Origin of the sequence: Salinimonas sediminis (genome assembly GCF_003429285.1) — a bacterium.
Lineage (GTDB): Bacteria > Pseudomonadota > Gammaproteobacteria > Enterobacterales > Alteromonadaceae > Alteromonas > Alteromonas indica.
On sequence record NZ_CP031769.1, the window covers coordinates 94,523 to 115,048 of the forward strand.

A 20,526-nucleotide genomic window follows, 5' to 3' on the forward strand; every position below is an offset into this window, starting at 1 on the left:
GCGGCTGCACATGGGGCGAATACGATTTCTGGTTGCTATAGGTATCGCTATTATAGCCATTGCCGTAATGGTTCGGCTCGGGGTATGGCAACTTGAACGTATGCACGAAAAAGAGCAGCGTTTGGCTAGCATAGCGCAAAAAAAACACCATGGCCCCCTTTCTTTGTCGGCGGTCGCTACGCTGGCTGATGACCCCAGAGATTACCCGGTAGTTGTTAGCGGCTTCCTGCATCACCGGTTGCGCATCTATATCGATAACCAGATTGAAAATGGCCGGGTGGGCTATCAGGTGGTGGCACCGCTAAGCACCGCACAAGGGTTAGTTTTAGTGAACTTTGGTTGGGTACCGGGCACCGCCTCGCGTGCCACATTACCTTCGGTCAATTTACCCGCAGCGCTACAACACGCTACCGGTACCATCGCCATACCATCGGATAACCCGATTATTCGCGAAACGGCGAGGCATATCAGTAATCAGCAGTTACTGCTACAGCAACTGGATATTCCCCGGGTGAGCAAAATCATTAACGAGCCACTGCTACCGTTTGTGGTGCAACTGACCGGGCCGGCGCCGCCTGGGTTCATCCGTAACTGGCAAGCGGTGGTGATGCCGCCGGAAAAACATTTAGGTTATGCAGTTCAATGGTTTGGGCTGGCGGTTGCCGCAACTGTAGTGGCATTCATTGTTTTCTTTGTGCGAGGGAAAGGCTATGTCAGAACGCAAAAAAAATAAGCAAATTACCCTATTAACGGTATTTGCTATTTTCGTTTTACCCGTAGTGCTGGCCAAATTGGCTCTGGACAATCAATGGTTTACCCGAGCGGCCACCAACAAAGGTGAACTACTCCAACCGGTACAGGATTTTTCTGTATATTTGGTGCGTCAGTCTCCTAAGTGGCGTCTGGTTTATCAGCTTCCTGCCCACTGCGATAATACCTGTGAAAATGCCCTCTACAGTATTCAGCAGGTATGGCACGCGTTGGGTAAAGAAGCAGACCGGGCCCAGCCCACTGTCATTTATACCGCTTCAAGTGATGCCAAAGCGATAGCCAGATTAAAGCAACAAAATTCAGTGGAGGTACTTCCCTCGCCCCCAAGGCAGGCCAGCGTGACCGGTAGCCAGATAGATGCGCATCGGCCGGTCGCCTCCTCAGTAACCAGCGCTATTTATCTGGTAGACACAATGAATAATGCCATGCTGCGCTACCCCGTTAGCGATGACCGTCAGCAAGCCATTATGAACAGCAGAGACATTCTGGCTGATGTTCGTAAGCTTCTTAAATTGTCGCGTATAGGCTAACGGGAGCGGTATATGAAAAAACTCATTTTTTGCAGTTTGATGTTGGCAGTAATAGTGATTGTGCTTGGCGCTTATACACGGCTTACCGATGCTGGATTAGGCTGTCCTGACTGGCCAGGGTGTTATGGTGAGCTGTTTGTGCCAGCCTCTACAGATAAAGTGGCCGCGGCCAATGCCGCCTTTCCCGCACGTCCGGTAGAAGCAAGCAAAGCATGGAGCGAGATGATCCATCGTTATTTCGCCGGCACATTAGGCCTGCTGATTTTTTCAATTGCGGCTTGGGCCGCCATCAAACGTGACCCCCGCATGCCCTTGGGGTTGCCCCTATTTTTATGTGTTTTAGTGGTATTTCAGGCTGCCCTGGGAATGTGGACCGTCACCTTGAACTTGTTGCCCGTAGCGGTTATGGGGCATTTGATGGGCGGTTTTGGTGTTTTAGCCTGCCTGTTTGTTATGCACCTGCGGGTAAACCCAATTACCTGCCGAGACCGGCTAAAATCAGCCCGGCGATTATTAGGTTTTGCGTTTGTTGGTATGTTTATTCTGGGGTGTCAGATAGCGCTAGGCGGCTGGACATCGGCTAATTATGCGGCGCTGGCGTGCACCAATTTTCCGGTATGCGAAGGCCAATGGTGGACTCAGATAGACTTACCCGGCGCATATACCGTACCGGTGGCAGCAAATTATGAGTTTGGGGTACATGGCTATTCAGAAAGAATGACGATGCACATTATTCACCGCGCAGGGGCCTTAGTGACCTTCGTATACCTACTTACATTAGGTATATGGTTATTACGCACCGGTTCAAAACTAATGAACACCGCTGGCGCGGCGCTTATTGTCGTGCTTAGTGCCCAGGTATTACTGGGCATCAGCAATGTAGTGATGAGCTTGCCTCTCACGGTGGCGGTAGCGCATAATTTTGTCGCAGCTTGCTTGTTACTGGTGATGGTATGGATAATTTACCAGTTGTCACATCTGGAAGGGGGTACCACATGGCTAAACCGGTCACGCTAACCCATTCTACAGCCCAGCAAAGTGCGGGCCCAGCCTTATGGCGCCAATATTACGAACTGACTAAACCAAAAGTGGTTATGTTGCTATTGCTGACCGCGCTGGTAGGCATGTGTATGGCCACCCCAAACTTGGTAGAGGCACGCATACTTATCGCCGGCCTGTTCGGAATTGGGCTGTTAGCTAGTAGCGCGGCAGTTATCAACCATGTGGTTGACCGCCGTATTGACAGTATGATGGCACGAACCTACAACCGCCCGGTAGCCAAAGGCCGAATTGGCATAACCCAGGCGCTCGGTTTTGCTACCGTGTTGGGCACGCTGGGATATGTGTGCCTTAGCCTTTGGGTAAACCCGTTAACCGCGTTACTTACCTTAGGCTCGCTAGTAGGCTATGCGGGGATCTACACCTTATTTTTAAAGCGTGCTACCCCACAAAATATTGTTATAGGGGGCTTAGCCGGTGCCGCGCCCCCTTTATTGGGCTGGACGGCGGTAACCGGCGCTGTACACCCTCATGCCTTGTTATTGGTGCTGCTGGTTTTTACGTGGACGCCACCACATTTTTGGGCCCTGGCTATCCATCGTCGGCGCGAATATGCCAACGCTAATATTCCTATGTTGCCCGTCACGCACGGGGTGGCGTTTACTAAAACCTGGGTATTGGGATATACCGCACTATTAGCGCTGGTCGGGTTTTTACCTTATCTGGTCGGGATGTCGCATCTTATTTATTTGCTTGGTTCCAGTGTGCTTAATTTGATGTTTATCTGGTATGCCTGGCAGCTTAAATTTTCTAATGATGAACGCTGGGCAATGAAAACATTCCGGTTTTCTATCGTGCATCTCATGGTATTGTTTGTGGTTCTGCTAATTGACCATTATTTGCCTGTTACTCTATGAAACAACATTCTTTAATTGGGCTGGTACTTATTGTCGCCTTTATCGGCGGTATTTGGGCAGCGGTAACGATTGCCCCGCCCGACGTTAACCCCCAGGGACCGGCTACCACGTATTTCCAGACGTACCCTGCACCGCGTGGTTTACCGTCATTTCGTTTAACCGAAGCAGGTGGCGAACCCGTTACCAATGCCACGCTGCGCGATCAATGGACAGTGATTTTTCTGGGCTATACGTATTGTCCTGATGTCTGCCCAACGACTATGGCGGGACTAAACCGTATTTACCCCCAATTGCAGCAAATCCCCACCGAATATCCCATAAAAATAATGTTCTTATCAGTAGACCCTAAACGCGATACCCCCGCACGGCTACGTAGTTACAAACAGTATTTCAATGACGATTTTATTGCTGCTACCGGCGACCATGGGCAACTTTTTGGCTTGGTACGCAGCTTTGGATTGGTCTATGCCATGAGCGAAAGTACTGATCAACCCGATTATCTGGTCGACCATAGCGCGTCTATTGTTGTGGTATCGCCCAAGGCTGAGGTGGTGGGGCGGTTTAAGCCAGATGCTATACCAGGGGCTTTAACGGTGGTCGACCCAGCCCATATCATCGCCGATATGCCGGCTATCGTGGCCGCCCATTAATGCTGAATAAAGCGTTGATTCGGCCTGCCGCGAACGAAGATGCAGACCAGGCAGTTCCGTTACTGCTCAGCGCAGGAGAAGGCTTGCTAGTGGCAATATTTGGCCAAGGCGAAATAGCCCGCACTACGGATTTTTTACGGTATGCATGGCAGCAGGAAGCGGGCCAATATGGCTTTAAAAACCACTGGGTAGCGGAATATAACCATCAAATTGTTGGGCTGATCACCTGCTGGCATAACACACTGCCAGCCGACTTTGACCGTCAAACGTTATTGTCGATTACCCATTTTTTTGGGCTTGAGCAGGCTATGGAGGTGGTATTACAAAGCCAGCAACTCACAGCCAGCCTGCATCCGCCCGCCACCTATGAGTTGGGTATAGGGCATCTGGCGGTTAGCACTCATTTGCAGCGAACGGGGGTGGGTGGTCAATTGTTAACTCACGCTGAAAATATGGCGCATCGGCTAGCAAAAACGGCCTTAGTGCTTGACGTGCATGTTAATAACCACGTGGCGCGGGCATTCTACCGCGCTAAAGGCTTTGTTGAACGTGAGCAGATCGCCTCTTTTGTGCAAATGGGGAAAACCCTCACGCCCCCAGCCAAACCCTAATCGGGATAGTTGCCATTTTTGTCAGCCACGAAAAAGGGTTGGGAATACCAGTAATAACGACCACTGTGCTTAGTTGATGGAGCGGTACAGTTTACTCTGGAGCGTCCGACCGGCAGGGTTTTATCCAGCGTCACGCTTAACTGCTGGTCCTGTACGGTAGTGTTAGCCTGACTACCCTGAAAATAACAGCTAGCCTGACTCAGGCGCACATCTTCACCCTCAATCGTTAATGTTAGTTTGCCAGGGGCCGCAGCACCATTTCGTTGTGGCTCACTACTGGTGGTATGAGTAACTGGCATGGCCAAACTCGCCATCTTGGTTTTCAGGCTCGATAGCGCTGCATATGGGCCGGCCGCCGGGAAACGCGGTAGGGCGGTGATATCACTGTACCATCCCGCTGCCCCAGAATGCTGGCCGAATCCGACATAGCCTGCTTTGCGTAATTGCGCCGACAAGCTCTGGTTATATTCGCCAAAAGGGTACGCCAGATATTTAAGTGACGTACCTGTGTGTTGCTCTATTTGAGCCTCAGCCTGCGTCACATTGTGCCAGACCCGGTCCAGCCACTGCTTTTCAGATTCGCCTTCTGCGCGGTTTAACATATGTAAATGGTTCAGCGTATGATTGGCAAACAACACCCCTTCGCTCTGCATTTTGTCTACCTCTTCCCAGGTGAGCTGATCGCCGCGCTGCCCAATTTCAGCCGGATTAATAAACACGGTATAGGGGAAACGGTATTTTTGTAAAACAGGGTGGCCGTTTTGCAGAATATTTTTATAACCATCGTCAAAGGTAATGGCCAGGGCATTATCCGGTAGCGGCTTTTTATTTTGCAGGGCTGATACGAGTTCGGGTAAGGGAATGACCGTATAGTGCTTATCAATAAACGCCATGTGCTGTTCAAATTGGTCAGGGCTGATGCTGGTACTGGCCGGGGTTTTATCAGACACGTGATGGTACAACAATATAGGCGCGCCGCAATTCGCCGGTATGGTGCACGCCCATGCAGATTGTATACACAGCAACATGCTAACTAACACAGCACACGTCACCGGGGTGGGTAACAGCCGGGTTATTCCCCACTTTCTCATGATAAACTGCACGGCAACTCCTTTAAAACTACATTAAATGTTGTGACAAACACTACTCAAATGAACGGTATTAAAGCGCATCAGCATTTGCTGGCGCTCGCCTTGCCAATGATTCTGGCCAATATTACCACACCACTGCTGGGCTTAGTGGATACTGCGGTGATGGGCCATATGGACTCAGCCGCCATGCTGGCGGGCGCTTCAATAGCCGCGCTGATCCTAACCCAAATATACTGGGTTTGCGGCTTTTTACGTATGTCTACTACCGGGCTCAGTGCGCAAGCCCGAGGTCAGGCGCCTAATTCTTACGAACCTGCCCGCGTATTGTATCAGGCCATGGGCCTGGCGCTACTGCTGGGTGGGGCATTAGTGCTTTTACAGTGGCCCGTGCTGTACGCTGGTTTATCACTGGCTGACCCATCGCCAGAGGTTGCCGGGTACGTAACTGCTTACTTCGACGTTCGGGTGTGGGGCGCTCCCGCCGCGCTATTGAATTTAGTTCTGGTAGGCTGGTTGGTCGGACAACAGCGCACCCGGGCCGTGATGTTTATTCAGATTGCCGGCAATCTTATCAATGGTGTGCTTGATTTATGGTTTGTGCTGGGGCTGGGTATGTCTGTACAGGGGGTTGCCCTGGCCAGTGTTATTGCCGAGGTCTTTATGGCGGGGGCGGGCGTCTTAGTCGCGTTGAAAATAGTTGGTTTTGAACCGGTGCAATGGCACTGGTTCAACGCTGCCGCCCGCCGTATTTTACTAAAACTAAACAGTGATATGTTGCTGCGTAACCTGGCGTTACAGCTATGCCTGGCCTTTTTGACCCTTCAAGGCGCCCGTTACGGAGCAACAGCAGCAGCCATTAATGCAGTACTCATGCAGTTTTTTGTACTAATTGCACTGGGTTTAGATGGTATTGCGTATGCGGTTGAGGCCTTGGTGGGTGAAGCGGCGGGGAACAAAAATCGCGCCGCGGTCATGGCCCATACCCGACGCGGCCTGATTTGGTCCAGCGCCTTTGCTGCGTGTTATGGGCTCATATTTTGGCAAGGCGGGCCTGCTATTATCGGCTTGTTAACCGATTTGCCTGGCCTTTATCAAGCCGCACTCTCTTATTTGCCTTTGATGATCATATTGCCGCTGGTAGGGCACTGGTGCTTTTTATTTGATGGGGTATTTGTGGGGCTTACCCGTTCACAGGCTATGCGCGATACCATGATAATCAGCGCGCTGGGCGTGTTCTTTCCGGTATGGTGGTGGTGCAGAGAGGCGGGGAATCCAGCCCTGTGGTATGCATTGCTGGCGTTTTTACTGGCGCGGGGCATAACGATGGCCGCCGTATTGTGGATCCTCAATCATCGCCGCGCCGTGATCGCCGCGGATTAAGCCCGCGAATACGGTGCCAGAAAATACCCGCATAGCCTGCCATAGCCAGGCTAAACCCTAATAGCAAAATGGTAATACTGGCCCACTTCATTATCGGGTGGAGGTAGCCCCCCAAAATCAGCAGCGCTGCACCTACCATAAACAGCGCCAGGCCCCACTTAAAACGCCGCCAGCTTACCGGCAAAGAAAATCTTGCGGATAGCAGTGGCGGCGTGTTGTCGTCAGACTTATTCACACTATAGCCTGTTAGCTGGCTACATTATGCTTAGTAATAAGAATGTTCCCCAGCTTGGTGCTCAGTGGCATCTTTTACGCCTTTAAGCTCACCAGCAAATTGTTCGATCATCTGCTTCTCGATACCTTCTTTGAGCGTAACGTCGACCATTGAACAACCATTACAACCACCACCAAACTGCAGTACGGCGTAGCCATCTTCAGTGATTTCAGCCAACATAACCTTACCACCATGGCTGGCCAGCTGTGGATTGATTTCCGCCTCAATCATATAGGTTACCCGCTCTACCAACGGTGCATCGTCAGCAACCTTGCGGGCTTTTGCATTCGGTGCTTTCAAAGTCAGCTGAGAGCCCATCTGGTCGGTAACATAATCTATTTCAGCTTCTTCCAGATAGGGGGCGCTTTCTTCATCTACCACAGCACCAAAGCCATTGAATTCAAAACGCATATCGTTATCTTCAACCGCATTAGGCGGGCAGTAGGAGACACCGCATTCAGCTGAAGAGGTTCCTGGGTTTACGACGAATACACGGATATTAGTGCCGGATTCCTGTTTCTCCAGTAATTTTGCAAAATGAGCCTGAGCTTCTTCTGATATAGTGATCATTACTATGTCCTGCGTTGAATCGTATTTGGGCGTTATAATAACAAATTTACCTGAGTAAAACAGTCAAGTATTGATGGCATTTTACTATCGGGTTAATTTAGCTTCACAACGATATATGGAAATTTGATTTATGCGTAAGTGCGTTGCGCTGACCGGCCTTAAAAACTTGCAATCCGTCCCGCTACTCCTTTTGTCACTGTTTATACTTGTCTTAACACCTGACCAAGCGCAGGCTAAATCTACTCTTGAAGGGCGTACCGCCGCTCAGTTTCTACCGGCGGATACTCGTTATAACCCTGCTATCCCGACCCCTGAAGCCTATCTTGGGGCGAATGTTGGCCAGTGGCACGTTCGCCATGACCAGATTGTTGGTTATATGACCTTACTGGCCAGCTTGTCCGATCGGATTAGCCTTACCCAAACCGGTCGTACCCATGAAAACCGACCCTTAATGTTGTTAACCATCACCGCGGCGGCTAATCAACCGAAGCTGGCTACGCTGCGCCAACAACATTTGCAGGCAGTAGCGAGCGGCAGCCCGGAACCGCACGACGCACCTTTGATAATGTACATGGGCTATAGCATTCATGGTAACGAGCCGTCAGGGGCCAATGCGGCGCTGCTGATTGCCTATTATCTGGCGGCAGGCCAAAGCGAGCGTATCGATGCCTTGTTACAGAATAATATTGTGCTGTTAGACCCTGCTTTCAACCCTGATGGGTTATCCCGGTTTGCACAATGGGCAAATATGCATAAAGGGCAAAATCTGGTGGCGGATCCTGCACACCGTGAGCACCGCGAGGGTTGGCCGTCGGGGCGTACTAACCACTACTGGTTTGATTTAAACCGGGACTGGCTGTTACTGGCTCATCCTGAATCACGAGCCCGAATTAATCAGTTTCACCGCTGGCGCCCTCATATCCTGACCGATTTCCATGAAATGGGCCCCGACAGTACCTATTTTTTTCAGCCGGGCGTGCCCAGCCGTAAAAACCCTCATACTCCAAACGGCAATGTTACCCTGACCGAAGCGCTAGCCAAGCATCATATAAAGGCCCTGGATAATGCCGGGCAGCTGTATTTCTCGGAAGAAGGCTTTGACGATTTTTATTACGGCAAAGGGTCGTCTTACCCGGATTCTCTGGGTAGTATTGGAATCTTATTTGAACAAGCCAGTAGCCGTGGTCATCTGCAGGATACCCTTAACGGGCCGTTGGCTTTTAGCGATACAATCGCCAACCAGATCACCACAACCTTAAGTACCTTTGCCGGCGCCCTGGCCAACAAACCGGCGTTACTGACTTACCAAAAAGAGTTTGCCGAGGACACCCGCCAGCTTATTAGTGATGACGACAATTATGGCTATGTTATCGCGCGTGATGCTGATACCGGCCGCTTTAATGCGATGCTAACGTTACTTAAGCAGCACCGTATTGCCTTCCAATGGCTGAACGAGGATATGCGCGTAGATTCCACGAACTACCGTGCTGGGCAAGCGATTTTTATTCCGGCGGATCAGCCTGCTTATCGATTGGTAAATTCCTTGTTTTCTACCCGGCAGTCATTTGCTGACAATACCTTTTACGATGTTTCAAACTGGAACTTGCCGCTGGCCTTCAATCTGGCCTACGGAGTAGTGGAAAAGGGGCAACGCCGCAAAGTGTCAGTAGGCTCGGCCCCGGCCCCGACAACCTTGCCGGAGGTTGCCGACCAGGCTTATGCCTATGCCATTGAATGGCATGACTATTACGCGCCAGCCCTGGTACAACAGTTGTTAGACGAAAAGGTCAGTGTGCGGTCGGCTCCGGCCTCGTTTACGGCAACGTTAAGCCGTGGCGGCTCGCATCGTTTTGCTGCGGGCACCATGATTATACCTACCCCTCTAGCACAACCGGCGCAGCTCACCTCGCTTTTGCGTACGGCGAGCAAAACCCATAATGTGGCGGTGTATTCGCTGGCCAGTGGACATACTTCCGCCGGGCCGGATATCGGCAGCCGGGATATGCTCAATGTCACTCCGCCGAAAGTAATGATTGTGGGGGGGGTAGGCACCCGCGAATACGAAGTGGGCGAGGTGTGGCATTATTTAGATACCCGGGTAGGCCTGGCGGCCTCGATTGTGGAACAACAGCGGCTTGGCGCCACCAAGTTAAGTAACTACACGCATATTATTCTGGCCAGCGGTAATTACAGCGGGCTATCTGAAAATACCCGGATAAAGCTTGAACGGTGGGTGCGAGCAGGCGGCATTTTAGTGGGGATGCGTACGGCATTAAGGTTCTTCGACAAACAGCAGTGGCTTGATATTGATATTGTCAGAAGCGAAGTGATAGATAACGCGTTTTCTAAAAAAGGGCTGACCTTCGCCGACAAATCAGCCCGCTATGCAAAAAAACTAATTGCCGGCGCCGTGTATAACGCGGATGTCGATATTACTCATCCGTTGCTCTACGGCTATGAAGGTAAAACACTAGCGTTATTTAAAACCACCAATATGATTGTCAAAAGTGATAATTCTGTGTTCACTACCCCTGCGGTATACCAGCCACAGCCGTTAGTCGCTGGATTCAGCGCCCGGGAGTTGGTGAAAATGATCAGCGGCAGCGCAGCGATAGTTGCCCAGCCGCTAGGCCAGGGGGTAGTTATCGGGTTTACCGACAATATTCATTTTCGGGGTTATTGGTATGGTACTGACAAATTAATGAGCAACGCGTTATATCATTCGGTACACCTTAAACCTTAGCTTTTTTCCCCGGCGCGGGGGTCACGGCCAGCGCCCACACCTGTATCTGTAAATGGGGGTGGGCGCGGCGCAGTAAATTGGCCAGGGCGTCCGCAGTACAACCGGTGGTCACCACGTCATCTACAATTGCTACCCGGGTAACATTGGGCAACTCACTGATCGAAAAGGCTTGGCGCAGGTTAGTGAAGCGGGCTGAACGGTTGAGCCGATGTTGCGAAAGACCCCGGCGGCGTCGTGCCCACTGACGATATACCGGTATACTCAGTTCGCGGCCCAATACGCTAGCCAGTACCTCGGCCTGGTTAAACTGGCGCTGCCAGTAACCGGTGGTACGCAGTGGCACCGGCAACAGTAATTCTGGCTGCATGGCCGTGGGTAATTGGCTACAGCTCTGGGCCAGCCATTGCCCCAGGATAGTGGCCAAACGCATATCGCCGTTAAACTTAAACCGGCTCACCATCTCATCAAATGGCCAGGCATAATAGCCGCAAGCCAGTAATAGCGAGTAGCCCGTATGCCGAAGGTGGCGCGCGATGGCAGGCCTTAGCAATAAATTTAGCGGCTGGGCATCAGCATAAAAAAACTGGGTATCATTTTTGCACCATTCACAGACTGGACCCAGGCTTGGTTGTTTGCATAACGCACATACGGTTACGGGAGAGACGGCCGATAACCAGCCCTTAATAAAAAATTTCACTGACATCGTAATGACGCTTTTCACCGATACGCTTTGACAAGCTTTATTCAAAGGAATTTGTAGAGTGGTAGAGACTAACAGACCGACCGATTTATACACCCGTACAGATGGCACAGGAATCGACCTGGTATTGCTGCATGGGTGGGGGATGAACAGTGGCGTATTCTCCGAATTTGTACCCTTGCTAAGTAATGATTTCAGAGTAACCACGATCGATTTGCCTGGCTTTGGTGAAAACCACCAGCAAGTGCCAGCCCCCTATACGGTTGCTGCCCTGGCCGACATGATAGGCCAAGTATTACCCCAGCGCTGTATTATCGCGGGCTGGTCATTAGGCGGCCTTGTCGCGCAACAGCTGGCGGTAGATAAGCCTGATCAGATTACCGGTTTAATTACCTTAGCCTCAACCCCGCGGTTTATCGCCGGAGGCGGCTGGCCTGGCATTGCCGCAGACCTGCTGAGCCAATTCGAAGAGGAGTTATGCCGCGACTACCACAAAACCCTGGAGCGTTTTTTAGCGATTCAGGCAATGGGTAGCGAAACCGCCCGGCAGGATATAAAAACCATAAAACGTCAGGTCACTGCGTATCCAAATCCGTCCCAGGTTGCCCTGGCAGCTGCCTTAAAGCTGCTGTCAGAAGAGGACTTACGCACCACTATTGGGCGTATTAGCCAGCCTACGCTACGAGTTTATGGACGGCTAGACAGTTTGGTTCCCACCAGCGCTATAGATATGGTTTGTGCTTTACAGCCTGCATCTGATGCTGTGGTGCTATCCAAGGCAGCCCATGCGCCATTTATTTCACATCCTAACCAGTCTGCAGAGATTATTCGCCAGTTTATCCTGAACCAGCCTGCCTGAGATTGCTAAGCGGATATCTGGCTCCGATAAACTTTTACTTTTGCCCTGTTATGGTCAATAATTAACCATGAGAGGGTAGAGGTGGTTATTGTGAACAGTATTATTGCTAATTCTATGAATGCGGCTATCGTGGGTGCCCGCCAGGGTTTAGATAAAGCGTCGAGTGGCATTACACAGTCGTCGATAAATATTGCCCAGCGTTCAGCCCAAACCACCCTTGAAGAACAAGGGCCGGGCCAGGTTCTGGCTAATGCCTCATTACAGGGTTTAAAAAATGTTCGGGCGGTACTCCCTACCGCAGAGCGCTCTGTGACCGATGACCTGGTTTCACTAAAGTTAAACAGCATCAACGCGCAGGCTTCTGCAAAAGTGGTTGATGTGGCCAATGATACGGTTGGCCGGATAATCGACATATTGGCCTGATACGATGAATATCGTTACGCCTATACCTACTGCGTTTGCTCTACCTACCGCCAATTTCAATACCGAAGCCGCCCGTCGGGATAATCTGCTGCGTGACACTATTCCGGCGGCGACTGAGTCTGAAAAAGGTGCCCAGCAACAAGGGCTAGGCGCAGAGGCTGACCGCGCCAGAACGCCGGGCCAAAAGCCCGCGCCAGTGACTTATGAAAAACCGCAGGCTGGCAATACCAATACCGGGCAAACCGATACCGGGCAGACACAGGCAAATCATCAGGATAACGGCACAGATCAAAGCGCGGGCCGTGAAAATGCTTCTGATCAACAGCAAAAGCAGCAGGCTGAAGAACGGCGAATAGCGCAACTTAAGCAGCGCGATCAGGAAGTAAGAACACACGAACAAGCCCATGCTGCGGTGGGGGGGCAATATGCTTCAGCGCCGCAGTATGAGTATGAAACCGGGCCGGACAATAAACGCTATGTGAGCGACGGAGAGGTGGGGATTGATGTAGCGAAAGCCGCTACAGCGCAGCAAACTATTGAAAAAATGACGCAGGTGCGACGGGCTGCACTGGCGCCAGCTGAACCTTCAGCACAAGATTTAAAAGTAGCTAATGAAGCTGCCAACCAGTTGCAACAAGCGCGTAGCGATGTAGCAAAAGAGCAAGCTCAAACCCCTGCTGCAGCACTGTTTTCGGAAATTGACAGCTTGCTTTCTGGCGAGCCCTCGCGTCGCACAACGGAGCATGCATTAGACCCGGTACAACTAGACCGCTCGGGATACGATGAGGCGGGTATGCAGCAAAAAATGCTGCAAATTCAACTTACCTACCGTAATACCTTTACCTCACGAGACGCCGGCTTCTCGGCCAGCGCCTAACCACCAAATTTAACTACAATATAAATAGCAAATAGCCTGGCGGCTTTTGTTGCTGCTGTGTATCGACCGCTAGTCTACCCAGCGGTCGCCAGCGTTTTACTTATCTTTTGCTTTAGCGAAGGCATCGGCAAAGGCATTGCCCATAGCGCCATTGGCAGGCTGGGACGCACGTTGAGGTTTCCCCCCTGGTTTGTTGCCCGGCTTTGACCCCGGTCTACCGCCCGCATTTGCGCCCTTAGCATTTTTGCCTGCGTGGTTTGTGGCCCGCGCTTGTTTAGGTGCCCCGGGGGTGTCGTCCAGGCGCATAGAAAAAGATATACGCTTACGCGCCACATCAACTTCCATCACTTTGACTTTTACAATATCTCCCGCTTTAACCACTTCCCTGGGATCGGCGATGAACTTGTCGGTTAAGGCTGAGATATGTACCAAGCCATCCTGGTGAACGCCAACATCAACGAACGCGCCAAAATTAGCTACATTACTTACCACGCCTTCCAGAATCATGCCCGGTTGTAAGTCGCTAATGGTGTCGACACCTTCTTTAAAGGTGGCGGTTTTAAACTCGGGGCGGGGATCCCGACCAGGTTTGTCCAGTTCACTGATGATATCGCGTACCGTGGGTAAACCCACTTCGTCACTGGTGAACGTCTCTGGCGATAATTTTTTCAGTAATTCGGTATTGCCGATAAGATCGTTCACCGCCACCTGGGTTTGCGCGACGATAGCATCAACCACACTATAGGATTCAGGGTGAACAGATGATTTATCCAGTGGGTTTATCCCGCTAAAAATACGCAAAAAGCCCGCTGCTTGTTCAAACGCTTTGGGGCCCAGCCGCTCAACCTTTAGCAGGGCTTTACGGTCGTCGAAGGCGCCGTGAGTATCACGAAACTGAACAATATTGTGGGCTAGCGTACGATTAAGACCAGAGACATAGCTAAGCAGGGCCGGTGAGGCTGTATTTAAATCTACCCCTACCGCGTTTACACAGTCTTCGATAACCCGATCCAAAGACTTACCCAGCTGACTCTGACTGACATCATGTTGGTACTGGCCTACACCAATCGCTTTTGGCTCAATTTTAACCAGTTCCGCCAACGGATCCTGCAACCGCCGGGCGATAGATACCGCGCCACGAAGCGATACATCCATACCCGGCAGTTCTTTGGATGCCAGCTCAGAGGCAGAGTACACCGAGGCGCCGGCTTCGCTTACCATAATTTTCTGAGCTTTGACGGTTTCATCTGCTTTGAGCATATCAGCCACCAGCTTGTCGGTTTCCCGCGAACCGGTACCATTGCCAATACTGATAAGTTCTACTTTGTACTGCTTACACAGGTTAGCCAATGTGCGAAGTGACTTATCCCATTGGTTCTGGGGGGCGTGGGGGAAAATAGTGTTCGTCGCCAGTACCTTTCCGGTTTTATCTACAATGGCAATTTTTACGCCGGTACGCATACCCGGGTCCAGGCCCATGGTGGTTTTCGCGCCAGCGGGTGCCGCCATCAATAGGTCGTTCAGGTTCTTGGCAAAAACGCTGATGGCTTCTTCTTCGGCTTGTTCGCGCAAGCTACTGAATAGCTCGGTTTCCATGTGCAAACCAATTTTTATTTTCCAGGTCCACTGCACTACTTGCTGCATAAACGCATCAGCGGGGCGACCCCGATCCATTATGCCGTAATGCTGCGCAATGATATGCTCGCAATGAGAGGGGGCTTGAGGATCTTCGCGTTGCGGATCGGCATTTATCTGGATGCTAAGCACGCCTTCATTGCGCCCCCTGAACATGGCCAGTGCGCGATGCGAAGGTACATTTTTTAGCTTTTCAGAATGGGCAAAGTAATCTTTATACTTTTGCGCTTCTTTTTCCTTGCCCTTGACTACAGTACTATCAATAAATGCATGGTCGTGCAGATATTGTCTTATTTTACCCAATAAGGCGGCATCTTCGGCAAAGCGCTCCATTAAAATGAAACGGGCACCTTCCAAAGCGGCTTTTTCATCGGGCACATTCTGCTCGGTATTGATGTAAGTGGCTGCCAGGCTTTGCGGTTCGGAATCCGCATTGGTAAATAGCGCATCGGCCAACGGTTCAAGGCCGGCTTCAATAGCAATTTGCCCTTTGGTACGCCGACGAGGCTTATACGGCAGGTACAAGTCTTCCAGAGTAGTTTTACTTTCAGCTTGTTCTATCAGGCTTTTTAACTCGCCGGTGAGTTTGCCCTGCTCTTCAATGGATTTCACGATAACGGCTTTGCGGTCGCTAAGTTCACGCAAATACGTAAGCCGCTGTTCCAATGTACGTAACTGAGTATCGTCCAGGCCCTGGGTTGCCTCTTTACGATAACGGGCAATAAAGGGCACGGTAGCACCGCTATCCAGTAACGATACGGCGGCTTCTACCTGAGCCGGTTTAACAGTGAGCTCAGTGGCAATGGTGTTTATGATCATAATGTAAATGCGATGCTCGTTTGGCATGACCAGGGCCGCCATGGGGGCTGCCGGAAATGCGGTTGAAACGTGATAAAATGTGTTAGCCAGTATAGCATTGATGGTGCTGTGAAGAAGGGTGTTTATCTCAGGTGGCGAAGTTTCTATTCGGGCTGCGCAGGAGCGGGAAAATATTGACTTATACAGTCAGTAAATGCGCGGGCAATAGTTTCTATGTTGCCAATACAAGTGTGCCATTGGGCAGGCGGTTGGTGAGCCAGAAAGCCCTCTAATTGCGTAAGATCGTTAATAATCGGGTGGGCAGACAGCGCGCAGGCTACTTCTTTAAGCATTTTAATTTGTGTCGACGCCCGCTGCGCATCACGGCAACGCACCGCTTGGGTTAATCTGACAATTAATATGGGCAAACTGGTAGAAAACCGTGTTACCAGCTTTTCTACCAGTACAGCGTTACCGCCTAGTCGGCGATAAAGCTTAAGGTGCTGCACGTCTTTACAAGTTTTCATGGGTTCCGGCCAATATTAATAAGCGACTATTTTTATGTGGTCACTTTTAGGTTATCGGCAAAATTATACAAATTATAAAAACTAAAATGAAACAAGATAATCACCAATATATAAAATAAGATGCAAGTCTCTTTAAAATATACAAAAATAGTTTAGGCGAGACTGTGGAAATAACCCAGATGTTATAACTAAGTCTATTAACCAAAAGTTTAAAATTAGTGTTATTAATATTCTTTAGTCTAGTCTCTTTGTAGATTTTATTTATTCTTTTAACAACTAACAGGCACTTTTTTATGATTAGTATTTCCCCTTCACTACGGTTAGATGATAGTGAAGTAGAGATGAGCGCCGTGCGCTCTCAGGGCGCGGGCGGGCAAAATGTAAATAAGGTGAATACCGCTATTCATCTGCGATTTAATATCGCGGCTTCATCCTTACCTGAAAATATAAAGCAGCGCTTATTTGATAAAAAAGATAATAGGGTCAGTACCGAAGGGGTATTTATTTTAAAAGCGCAAAATTATCGCACTCAGGAGCAAAACCGGCTTGACGCGGAAAACCGGCTGGCGCAATGGATTGCCAGTGCGTTGGTAGAGAAGAAAAAACGCAAGCCAACCAGAATCAGTAAAGGCGCCAAATTACGCCGTCAAGATGCGAAAAAACAACAGAGCCAACGAAAAGAAATGCGTAAAAAAATTGTCTGACCAGAAATGTTTTATTGTTTGTCGGTAGGGTCATAGTGAATATCGGTTATATACCAGTTAAATACCCCAGCTTCGGTTCGCACGGTGGCTTCATCATCTAAGGCTTTACCTACCAGCGCACGGGCCATGGGCGAGTCGATGGAAATATAGTCATTGCGGCCAAAGATTTCATCATATCCCACCAGGCGCAGGGTCATGCTTTTATCCTGCTCGTTTTCGATGGTAACCCATGCGCCAAAAAACACTTTGCCTTCTTGCTGGGGGTGGTAGTCAACGACTTTAAGATGTTCCAAACATTTTCGAAGATAACGCACCCGCCGGTCTATTTCGCGCAAACGTTTCTTGTTGTACTGATAATCCGCATTTTCGCTACGGTCGCCCAGACTCGCCGCCCAGGTAACCTTCTTAGTGACTTCGGGGCGCTCCTGGCGCCATAAAAAGTCCAGTTCTTCACGTAGTTTAAGGTAGCCCTTTCGGGTAATCAGCGGTGTTTTCACAAACTTTATGACCTGATAGATAGCGTTAATGCGAGAGCTCAATAATAGGGACGCCGGATAGCGTAATCAATGTAACCCGGTTGATTGTTTTTTAAAGTCACAGCGGAACAATAGAACAATTTGCTGGTCTGACTTATAGTTAAGGTTGTGTGTGTATTTCTCTTTTAGATGAGTAGCCCCAAATGGTCAGTGAAAAAATCAGCATCGCCCGATATCAGGATTCCACCCAGGAAGTTCACCAAGATGGCCGTTCAGACAGAAAAAATGGTCTAACTATCATGGGGTTTTTATTATTTTTAACCGGCGCGGTACTGTTTGCCGTGGGGTTGGCGGATTTATTAAGCCATATTGATAACGTGGTTACCGCTGTGTTGTTACTGGGCGGCCTGATTCTATACAAAGCAGGTAGAAAAATATTACAGCATTGTGCCACATTAAAGGTGAGACGGGAGCGTCGCGGCCACATTGCACTGTAACATTTGGTTATTAAACCAGCATTCTTTGTTCCTAAATAGTGTTAGCTTGCGCTGGTAAAGGTGGATTGCTGCGCTATACTGAAATAGTTATTCGAACGGCATACGAAAAGCTCCTATTACTATAGGAACACGCGCTTTAAACCACTGAGCGTTTATGCACGTAAGGATTAGGTCGGCACGGATATGCCGTAACCAAAAAAGCCGACGCTAAACGTCGGCTTTTTTACTGTCTGCGCTAACGAAATTTACTCGCTGGCACTTTCTTCAGCTGGCTCGTCAACCACATCCAGCAATTCAACTTCAAAAATCAACGTTGAATTTGGGGTAATAGCGCCAGTGGCGCGTTCGCCATAAGCTAATTCAGGCGGGATAACGAAACGATACTTGGCGCCTTCTTTCATCAGCTGTACCCCTTCGGTCCAGCCAGGGATAACCCGATTAAGAGGGAAAGTAGCAGGTTCACCACGATCATATGAAGAATCGAATACGGTACCGTCGATCAAGGTGCCGCGGTAATGCACTTTAACCGTGTCTTCTGCCGCCGGCGTATCGCCTTTACCTTCTTCCATCACTTCATACTGAATGCCGGACTCAGTGGTTTGAACGCCTTCTTTTTTAGCGTTCTCAGCCATGTACTCTTGGCCTTGCTTAACATTTTGCTCAGCTTGCTCCTGAGCAGCAACCTGTTGCTTTTCGCGAAGAGCCTGTTCGCCTTCCTGTGCCAGCTGTTGAATTTCTTCTTTGCTGAAAGCGAGTGAGTCGTTAATGCCGTCTTTAAAGCCTTTCTGCAATGCTTCTTTATCTAAAGGAACACCTAGCTCTTCTTGCTGAGTTGCACGGTTATTAACGTACAGACCCATGCTAGCGCCCATTGCGTAGGCATGTTTTTGATCAGCAGACATTTCTTCCTTGGAAGATTTTGCCGCTTCTTCTTTAACGGGTTTTTCGGCGGTATCGGGCTGACATGCAAATAAACCCAAAGCGGCAACTGTCGACAGGGCGACAAGCGACTTGCGCATAACGTTTCTCCATTTATCGTGAATTTTATCTGCGAATCTGTCAGGTTCCATTTGAAACGCTTCAACAGACAACGCTTTAACTTACTGTTGTATACTGTGTAGGCGAGTCCTTGCATTTACAAGGGGGATCGCTATTTATCTTATTTTGCAGGGTATGTAGAGCAACAGCTATACTTTAACAATTAGCAGCACTGCCGATACACTGCATAGCCAGCGTTTACCCAGGAAAGCCACTTTGACATGAAATATGCCTGTTTGTTCCATCGATTGTTATTACTTACTCTGACGCTGGTTATGATGAGTGGTTGTTCAATTCCCCAGACCACCCCAGAACAGCAATGGGAGCATGCTGAAAAAGGCGCTTATGCCGCGGATATTTCGGTTGATGGGCAATATGCGGTGGTTTCCGGGGCCAATAACGGAATCAATGTATGGCACGTAAAAGATAACAAACCGATGTATCACTGGTCACATCAGGGCGAAGGAGCCAATCTGGTGGCCTCTGTGCATATTTCGGCAGATGATAAAGTGGTGGTAACCTCTGATCGTGACGCCTTTGCTTTATGGGATATGACCAATGGTGAACCCATTGGTTTTTGGCGTATTGATGAGTCAAGTATCAGAGCTATTGCGGTTGCCAATGGCGGTAAAGGAGTACTGGTGGGGCGCAGTAATGGTCAGGTTATGTATTTTGAACATGCCACCGGCCGGCGGCTGGAGTTTTTCGGGCACCAGGAAAAAGTTAACAGTGTTGATATTTCGCCCAACGGTAAATATGCACTGACCGGTGGGAATGATTATGTCGCCTACTTGTGGGATACCGACAACGGCCAGATCGTACATACCTTCACCCACCCCAGTCGGGTAACGTTGGTCGCTTTGGATGATAAAGGACGCTATGCATTTACAGCAGACAGTCAGCAAAAATCGCAAATATGGGACCTGCAAACGGGTGCACCGGTGTCCAACTTGCAGTATATTGCGCGCCAGAAGATATTCACCGACGCGGTGTTTTCTGACGATGGTAAATATTTGCTGACCGGCTCGCCCTCCCGCCGAATTTATCTGTGGGATGTGAAAACCGGTGAGCCCCGCGCAGAATGGAAGGTTGCGCCACGAGAAGATGCTTCGCCACCCAGTGCGGTAGTTTATGCAGTGGGCTTTGTGGGCAACAATGAAATATTGTCAGAAAGCAGCAGCGGCTTAGCCGAGCTTTGGAAAATTGATGATGAATGAGCAAACAGCACGACACCACGGATTATTAAAGCAAGCGCTACAGGCAATAGAAGATTTGCAAACCAAAGTGGCTTTTCAGGACCATACTATTGATGAGCTTAACGAAGCATTGACCAGCCAGCAGTATCAGTTAGAAAAAGTTCAGGTACAACTGAAGCATGTATTAAACAAGGTAAAAGCGATGGAGCCGGATAATTTGGCTAAACTATCAGAAGAAACCCCACCGCCACATTATTGAT

23 protein-coding genes are annotated in these 20,526 nt (G+C 49.8%); 15 read left to right on the forward strand and 8 right to left on the reverse strand.

Annotated features, from left to right (window positions below):
- Positions 1 to 10 precede the first annotated feature (10 nt).
- From D0Y50_RS00445 to D0Y50_RS00470, 6 genes are read left to right on the forward strand one after another with little or no spacing between them, the layout of a single operon-like run.
- Entirely contained in the window at positions 11 to 733 is a 723-nt protein-coding gene (locus D0Y50_RS00445) for an SURF1 family protein (RefSeq protein WP_117314957.1), read from the forward strand.
- Complete coding sequence (locus D0Y50_RS00450; RefSeq protein ID WP_117314959.1) at positions 711 to 1,301, forward strand: hypothetical protein; 591 nt, start codon at positions 711 to 713, stop codon at positions 1,299 to 1,301. Before D0Y50_RS00445 ends, D0Y50_RS00450 begins: the two co-directional genes overlap by 23 nt.
- A gap of 12 nt (positions 1,302 to 1,313) precedes the next feature.
- Complete coding sequence (locus tag D0Y50_RS00455; protein WP_117314961.1) at positions 1,314 to 2,318, forward strand: COX15/CtaA family protein; 1,005 nt, start codon at positions 1,314 to 1,316, stop codon at positions 2,316 to 2,318.
- Positions 2,297 to 3,217, forward strand: coding sequence for a heme o synthase (gene cyoE, locus D0Y50_RS00460; RefSeq protein ID WP_108567703.1), 921 nt, complete (start codon positions 2,297 to 2,299; stop codon positions 3,215 to 3,217). Before D0Y50_RS00455 ends, cyoE begins: the two co-directional genes overlap by 22 nt.
- Positions 3,214 to 3,867 carry an SCO family protein gene (locus D0Y50_RS00465; RefSeq protein WP_117314963.1) on the forward strand — a complete coding sequence of 218 codons (654 nt, stop codon included), beginning with the start codon at positions 3,214 to 3,216 and terminating at the stop codon, positions 3,865 to 3,867. Before cyoE ends, D0Y50_RS00465 begins: the two co-directional genes overlap by 4 nt.
- Entirely contained in the window at positions 3,867 to 4,478 is a 612-nt protein-coding gene (locus D0Y50_RS00470; protein WP_108567705.1) for a GNAT family N-acetyltransferase, read from the forward strand. Before D0Y50_RS00465 ends, D0Y50_RS00470 begins: the two co-directional genes overlap by 1 nt.
- On the opposite strand, the gene D0Y50_RS00475 is transcribed toward D0Y50_RS00470, so the two are convergent.
- A complete protein-coding gene (locus D0Y50_RS00475; protein ID WP_117318577.1) occupies positions 4,475 to 5,569 on the reverse strand; it encodes a polysaccharide deacetylase family protein in 1,095 nt (364 codons plus the stop codon). The two genes, D0Y50_RS00470 and D0Y50_RS00475, sit on opposite strands and share 4 nt — an antisense overlap.
- Positions 5,570 to 5,677: 108 nt before the next feature.
- Between D0Y50_RS00475 and D0Y50_RS00480 the strand changes: the two genes are divergently transcribed.
- On the forward strand, positions 5,678 to 6,949 hold the full coding sequence (locus D0Y50_RS00480; protein ID WP_117318579.1) for an MATE family efflux transporter: 1,272 nt from the start codon (positions 5,678 to 5,680) through the stop codon (positions 6,947 to 6,949).
- Here the strand turns inward: D0Y50_RS00480 and D0Y50_RS00485 are convergent.
- Positions 6,915 to 7,184: a hypothetical protein gene (locus D0Y50_RS00485; RefSeq protein ID WP_117314965.1), complete on the reverse strand. Its 270-nt coding sequence runs from the start codon at positions 7,182 to 7,184 to the stop codon at positions 6,915 to 6,917. The genes D0Y50_RS00480 and D0Y50_RS00485 overlap by 35 nt on opposite strands.
- A gap of 30 nt (positions 7,185 to 7,214) precedes the next feature.
- Positions 7,215 to 7,793, reverse strand: a complete 579-nt coding sequence (nfuA, locus tag D0Y50_RS00490) for a Fe-S biogenesis protein NfuA (protein ID WP_108567707.1) — start codon at positions 7,791 to 7,793, stop codon at positions 7,215 to 7,217.
- A gap of 130 nt (positions 7,794 to 7,923) precedes the next feature.
- Here nfuA and D0Y50_RS00495 point away from each other — a divergent pair, with 130 nt between their 5' ends.
- Positions 7,924 to 10,536, forward strand: a complete 2,613-nt coding sequence (locus D0Y50_RS00495) for a M14 metallopeptidase family protein (RefSeq protein ID WP_117314968.1) — start codon at positions 7,924 to 7,926, stop codon at positions 10,534 to 10,536.
- On the opposite strand, the gene D0Y50_RS00500 is transcribed toward D0Y50_RS00495, so the two are convergent.
- Entirely contained in the window at positions 10,526 to 11,239 is a 714-nt protein-coding gene (locus tag D0Y50_RS00500) for a ComF family protein (protein ID WP_108567709.1), read from the reverse strand. The genes D0Y50_RS00495 and D0Y50_RS00500 overlap by 11 nt on opposite strands.
- A gap of 58 nt (positions 11,240 to 11,297) precedes the next feature.
- Between D0Y50_RS00500 and bioH the strand changes: the two genes are divergently transcribed.
- The 3 genes from bioH (at position 11,298) to D0Y50_RS00515 (ending at position 13,395) form a co-directional block, all read left to right on the forward strand.
- Positions 11,298 to 12,095, forward strand: a complete 798-nt coding sequence (bioH, locus tag D0Y50_RS00505; protein WP_232366367.1) for a pimeloyl-ACP methyl ester esterase BioH — start codon at positions 11,298 to 11,300, stop codon at positions 12,093 to 12,095.
- Positions 12,096 to 12,185: 90 nt separating this feature from the next.
- Positions 12,186 to 12,518: a hypothetical protein gene (locus D0Y50_RS00510; RefSeq protein WP_232366368.1), complete on the forward strand. Its 333-nt coding sequence runs from the start codon at positions 12,186 to 12,188 to the stop codon at positions 12,516 to 12,518.
- Between the two features lie 4 nt (positions 12,519 to 12,522).
- Positions 12,523 to 13,395 carry a putative metalloprotease CJM1_0395 family protein gene (locus D0Y50_RS00515; protein ID WP_117314972.1) on the forward strand — a complete coding sequence of 291 codons (873 nt, stop codon included), beginning with the start codon at positions 12,523 to 12,525 and terminating at the stop codon, positions 13,393 to 13,395.
- Between the two features lie 96 nt (positions 13,396 to 13,491).
- On the opposite strand, the gene D0Y50_RS00520 is transcribed toward D0Y50_RS00515, so the two are convergent.
- Positions 13,492 to 15,849 carry a Tex family protein gene (locus D0Y50_RS00520; protein ID WP_117318584.1) on the reverse strand — a complete coding sequence of 786 codons (2,358 nt, stop codon included), beginning with the start codon at positions 15,847 to 15,849 and terminating at the stop codon, positions 13,492 to 13,494.
- Between the two features lie 143 nt (positions 15,850 to 15,992).
- Complete coding sequence (locus D0Y50_RS00525; RefSeq protein WP_117314974.1) at positions 15,993 to 16,355, reverse strand: hypothetical protein; 363 nt, start codon at positions 16,353 to 16,355, stop codon at positions 15,993 to 15,995.
- Between the two features lie 293 nt (positions 16,356 to 16,648).
- Between D0Y50_RS00525 and arfB the strand changes: the two genes are divergently transcribed.
- Positions 16,649 to 17,059, forward strand: coding sequence for an alternative ribosome rescue aminoacyl-tRNA hydrolase ArfB (gene arfB / locus D0Y50_RS00530; RefSeq protein ID WP_108567713.1), 411 nt, complete (start codon positions 16,649 to 16,651; stop codon positions 17,057 to 17,059).
- Between the two features lie 11 nt (positions 17,060 to 17,070).
- Here the strand turns inward: arfB and greB are convergent, their stop codons facing one another.
- A complete protein-coding gene (gene greB / locus D0Y50_RS00535; protein ID WP_108567714.1) occupies positions 17,071 to 17,556 on the reverse strand; it encodes a transcription elongation factor GreB in 486 nt (161 codons plus the stop codon).
- A gap of 182 nt (positions 17,557 to 17,738) precedes the next feature.
- On the opposite strand from greB, the gene D0Y50_RS00540 reads away from it, so the two are divergent.
- Positions 17,739 to 18,032, forward strand: a complete 294-nt coding sequence (locus D0Y50_RS00540; RefSeq protein ID WP_108567715.1) for a hypothetical protein — start codon at positions 17,739 to 17,741, stop codon at positions 18,030 to 18,032.
- Between the two features lie 245 nt (positions 18,033 to 18,277).
- Here the strand turns inward: D0Y50_RS00540 and fkpA are convergent, their stop codons facing one another.
- Positions 18,278 to 19,051, reverse strand: coding sequence for an FKBP-type peptidyl-prolyl cis-trans isomerase (fkpA, locus tag D0Y50_RS00545; RefSeq protein WP_108567716.1), 774 nt, complete (start codon positions 19,049 to 19,051; stop codon positions 18,278 to 18,280).
- Between the two features lie 294 nt (positions 19,052 to 19,345).
- Between fkpA and D0Y50_RS00550 the strand changes: the two genes are divergently transcribed.
- On the forward strand, positions 19,346 to 20,287 hold the full coding sequence (locus tag D0Y50_RS00550; RefSeq protein ID WP_232366537.1) for a WD40 repeat domain-containing protein: 942 nt from the start codon (positions 19,346 to 19,348) through the stop codon (positions 20,285 to 20,287).
- A complete protein-coding gene (locus D0Y50_RS00555) occupies positions 20,277 to 20,525 on the forward strand; it encodes a SlyX family protein (RefSeq protein ID WP_408640664.1) in 249 nt (82 codons plus the stop codon). The genes D0Y50_RS00550 and D0Y50_RS00555 overlap by 11 nt, the downstream gene beginning before the upstream one ends.
- The last annotated feature ends 1 nt before the right edge of the window (position 20,526 follow it).

Coding starts and splice junctions, on each gene's coding strand:
- D0Y50_RS00445 (WP_117314957.1), top strand. CDS start 11: ATGGGGCGAATACGATTTCTGGTTGCTATAGGTATCGCTATTATAGCC.
- D0Y50_RS00450 (WP_117314959.1), top strand. CDS start 711: ATGTCAGAACGCAAAAAAAATAAGCAAATTACCCTATTAACGGTATTT.
- D0Y50_RS00455 (WP_117314961.1), top strand. CDS start 1,314: ATGAAAAAACTCATTTTTTGCAGTTTGATGTTGGCAGTAATAGTGATT.
- cyoE (WP_108567703.1), top strand. CDS start 2,297: ATGGCTAAACCGGTCACGCTAACCCATTCTACAGCCCAGCAAAGTGCG.
- D0Y50_RS00465 (WP_117314963.1), top strand. CDS start 3,214: ATGAAACAACATTCTTTAATTGGGCTGGTACTTATTGTCGCCTTTATC.
- D0Y50_RS00470 (WP_108567705.1), top strand. CDS start 3,867: ATGCTGAATAAAGCGTTGATTCGGCCTGCCGCGAACGAAGATGCAGAC.
- D0Y50_RS00475 (WP_117318577.1), bottom strand. CDS start 5,569: ATGAGAAAGTGGGGAATAACCCGGCTGTTACCCACCCCGGTGACGTGT.
- D0Y50_RS00480 (WP_117318579.1), top strand. CDS start 5,678: ATGATTCTGGCCAATATTACCACACCACTGCTGGGCTTAGTGGATACT.
- nfuA (WP_108567707.1), bottom strand. CDS start 7,793: ATGATCACTATATCAGAAGAAGCTCAGGCTCATTTTGCAAAATTACTG.
- D0Y50_RS00495 (WP_117314968.1), top strand. CDS start 7,924: ATGCGTAAGTGCGTTGCGCTGACCGGCCTTAAAAACTTGCAATCCGTC.
- D0Y50_RS00500 (WP_108567709.1), bottom strand. CDS start 11,239: ATGTCAGTGAAATTTTTTATTAAGGGCTGGTTATCGGCCGTCTCTCCC.
- D0Y50_RS00515 (WP_117314972.1), top strand. CDS start 12,523: ATGAATATCGTTACGCCTATACCTACTGCGTTTGCTCTACCTACCGCC.
- D0Y50_RS00520 (WP_117318584.1), bottom strand. CDS start 15,849: ATGATCATAAACACCATTGCCACTGAGCTCACTGTTAAACCGGCTCAG.
- D0Y50_RS00525 (WP_117314974.1), bottom strand. CDS start 16,355: ATGAAAACTTGTAAAGACGTGCAGCACCTTAAGCTTTATCGCCGACTA.
- arfB (WP_108567713.1), top strand. CDS start 16,649: ATGATTAGTATTTCCCCTTCACTACGGTTAGATGATAGTGAAGTAGAG.
- D0Y50_RS00540 (WP_108567715.1), top strand. CDS start 17,739: ATGGTCAGTGAAAAAATCAGCATCGCCCGATATCAGGATTCCACCCAG.
- fkpA (WP_108567716.1), bottom strand. CDS start 19,051: ATGCGCAAGTCGCTTGTCGCCCTGTCGACAGTTGCCGCTTTGGGTTTA.
- D0Y50_RS00550 (WP_232366537.1), top strand. CDS start 19,346: ATGATGAGTGGTTGTTCAATTCCCCAGACCACCCCAGAACAGCAATGG.
- D0Y50_RS00555 (WP_408640664.1), top strand. CDS start 20,277: ATGATGAATGAGCAAACAGCACGACACCACGGATTATTAAAGCAAGCG.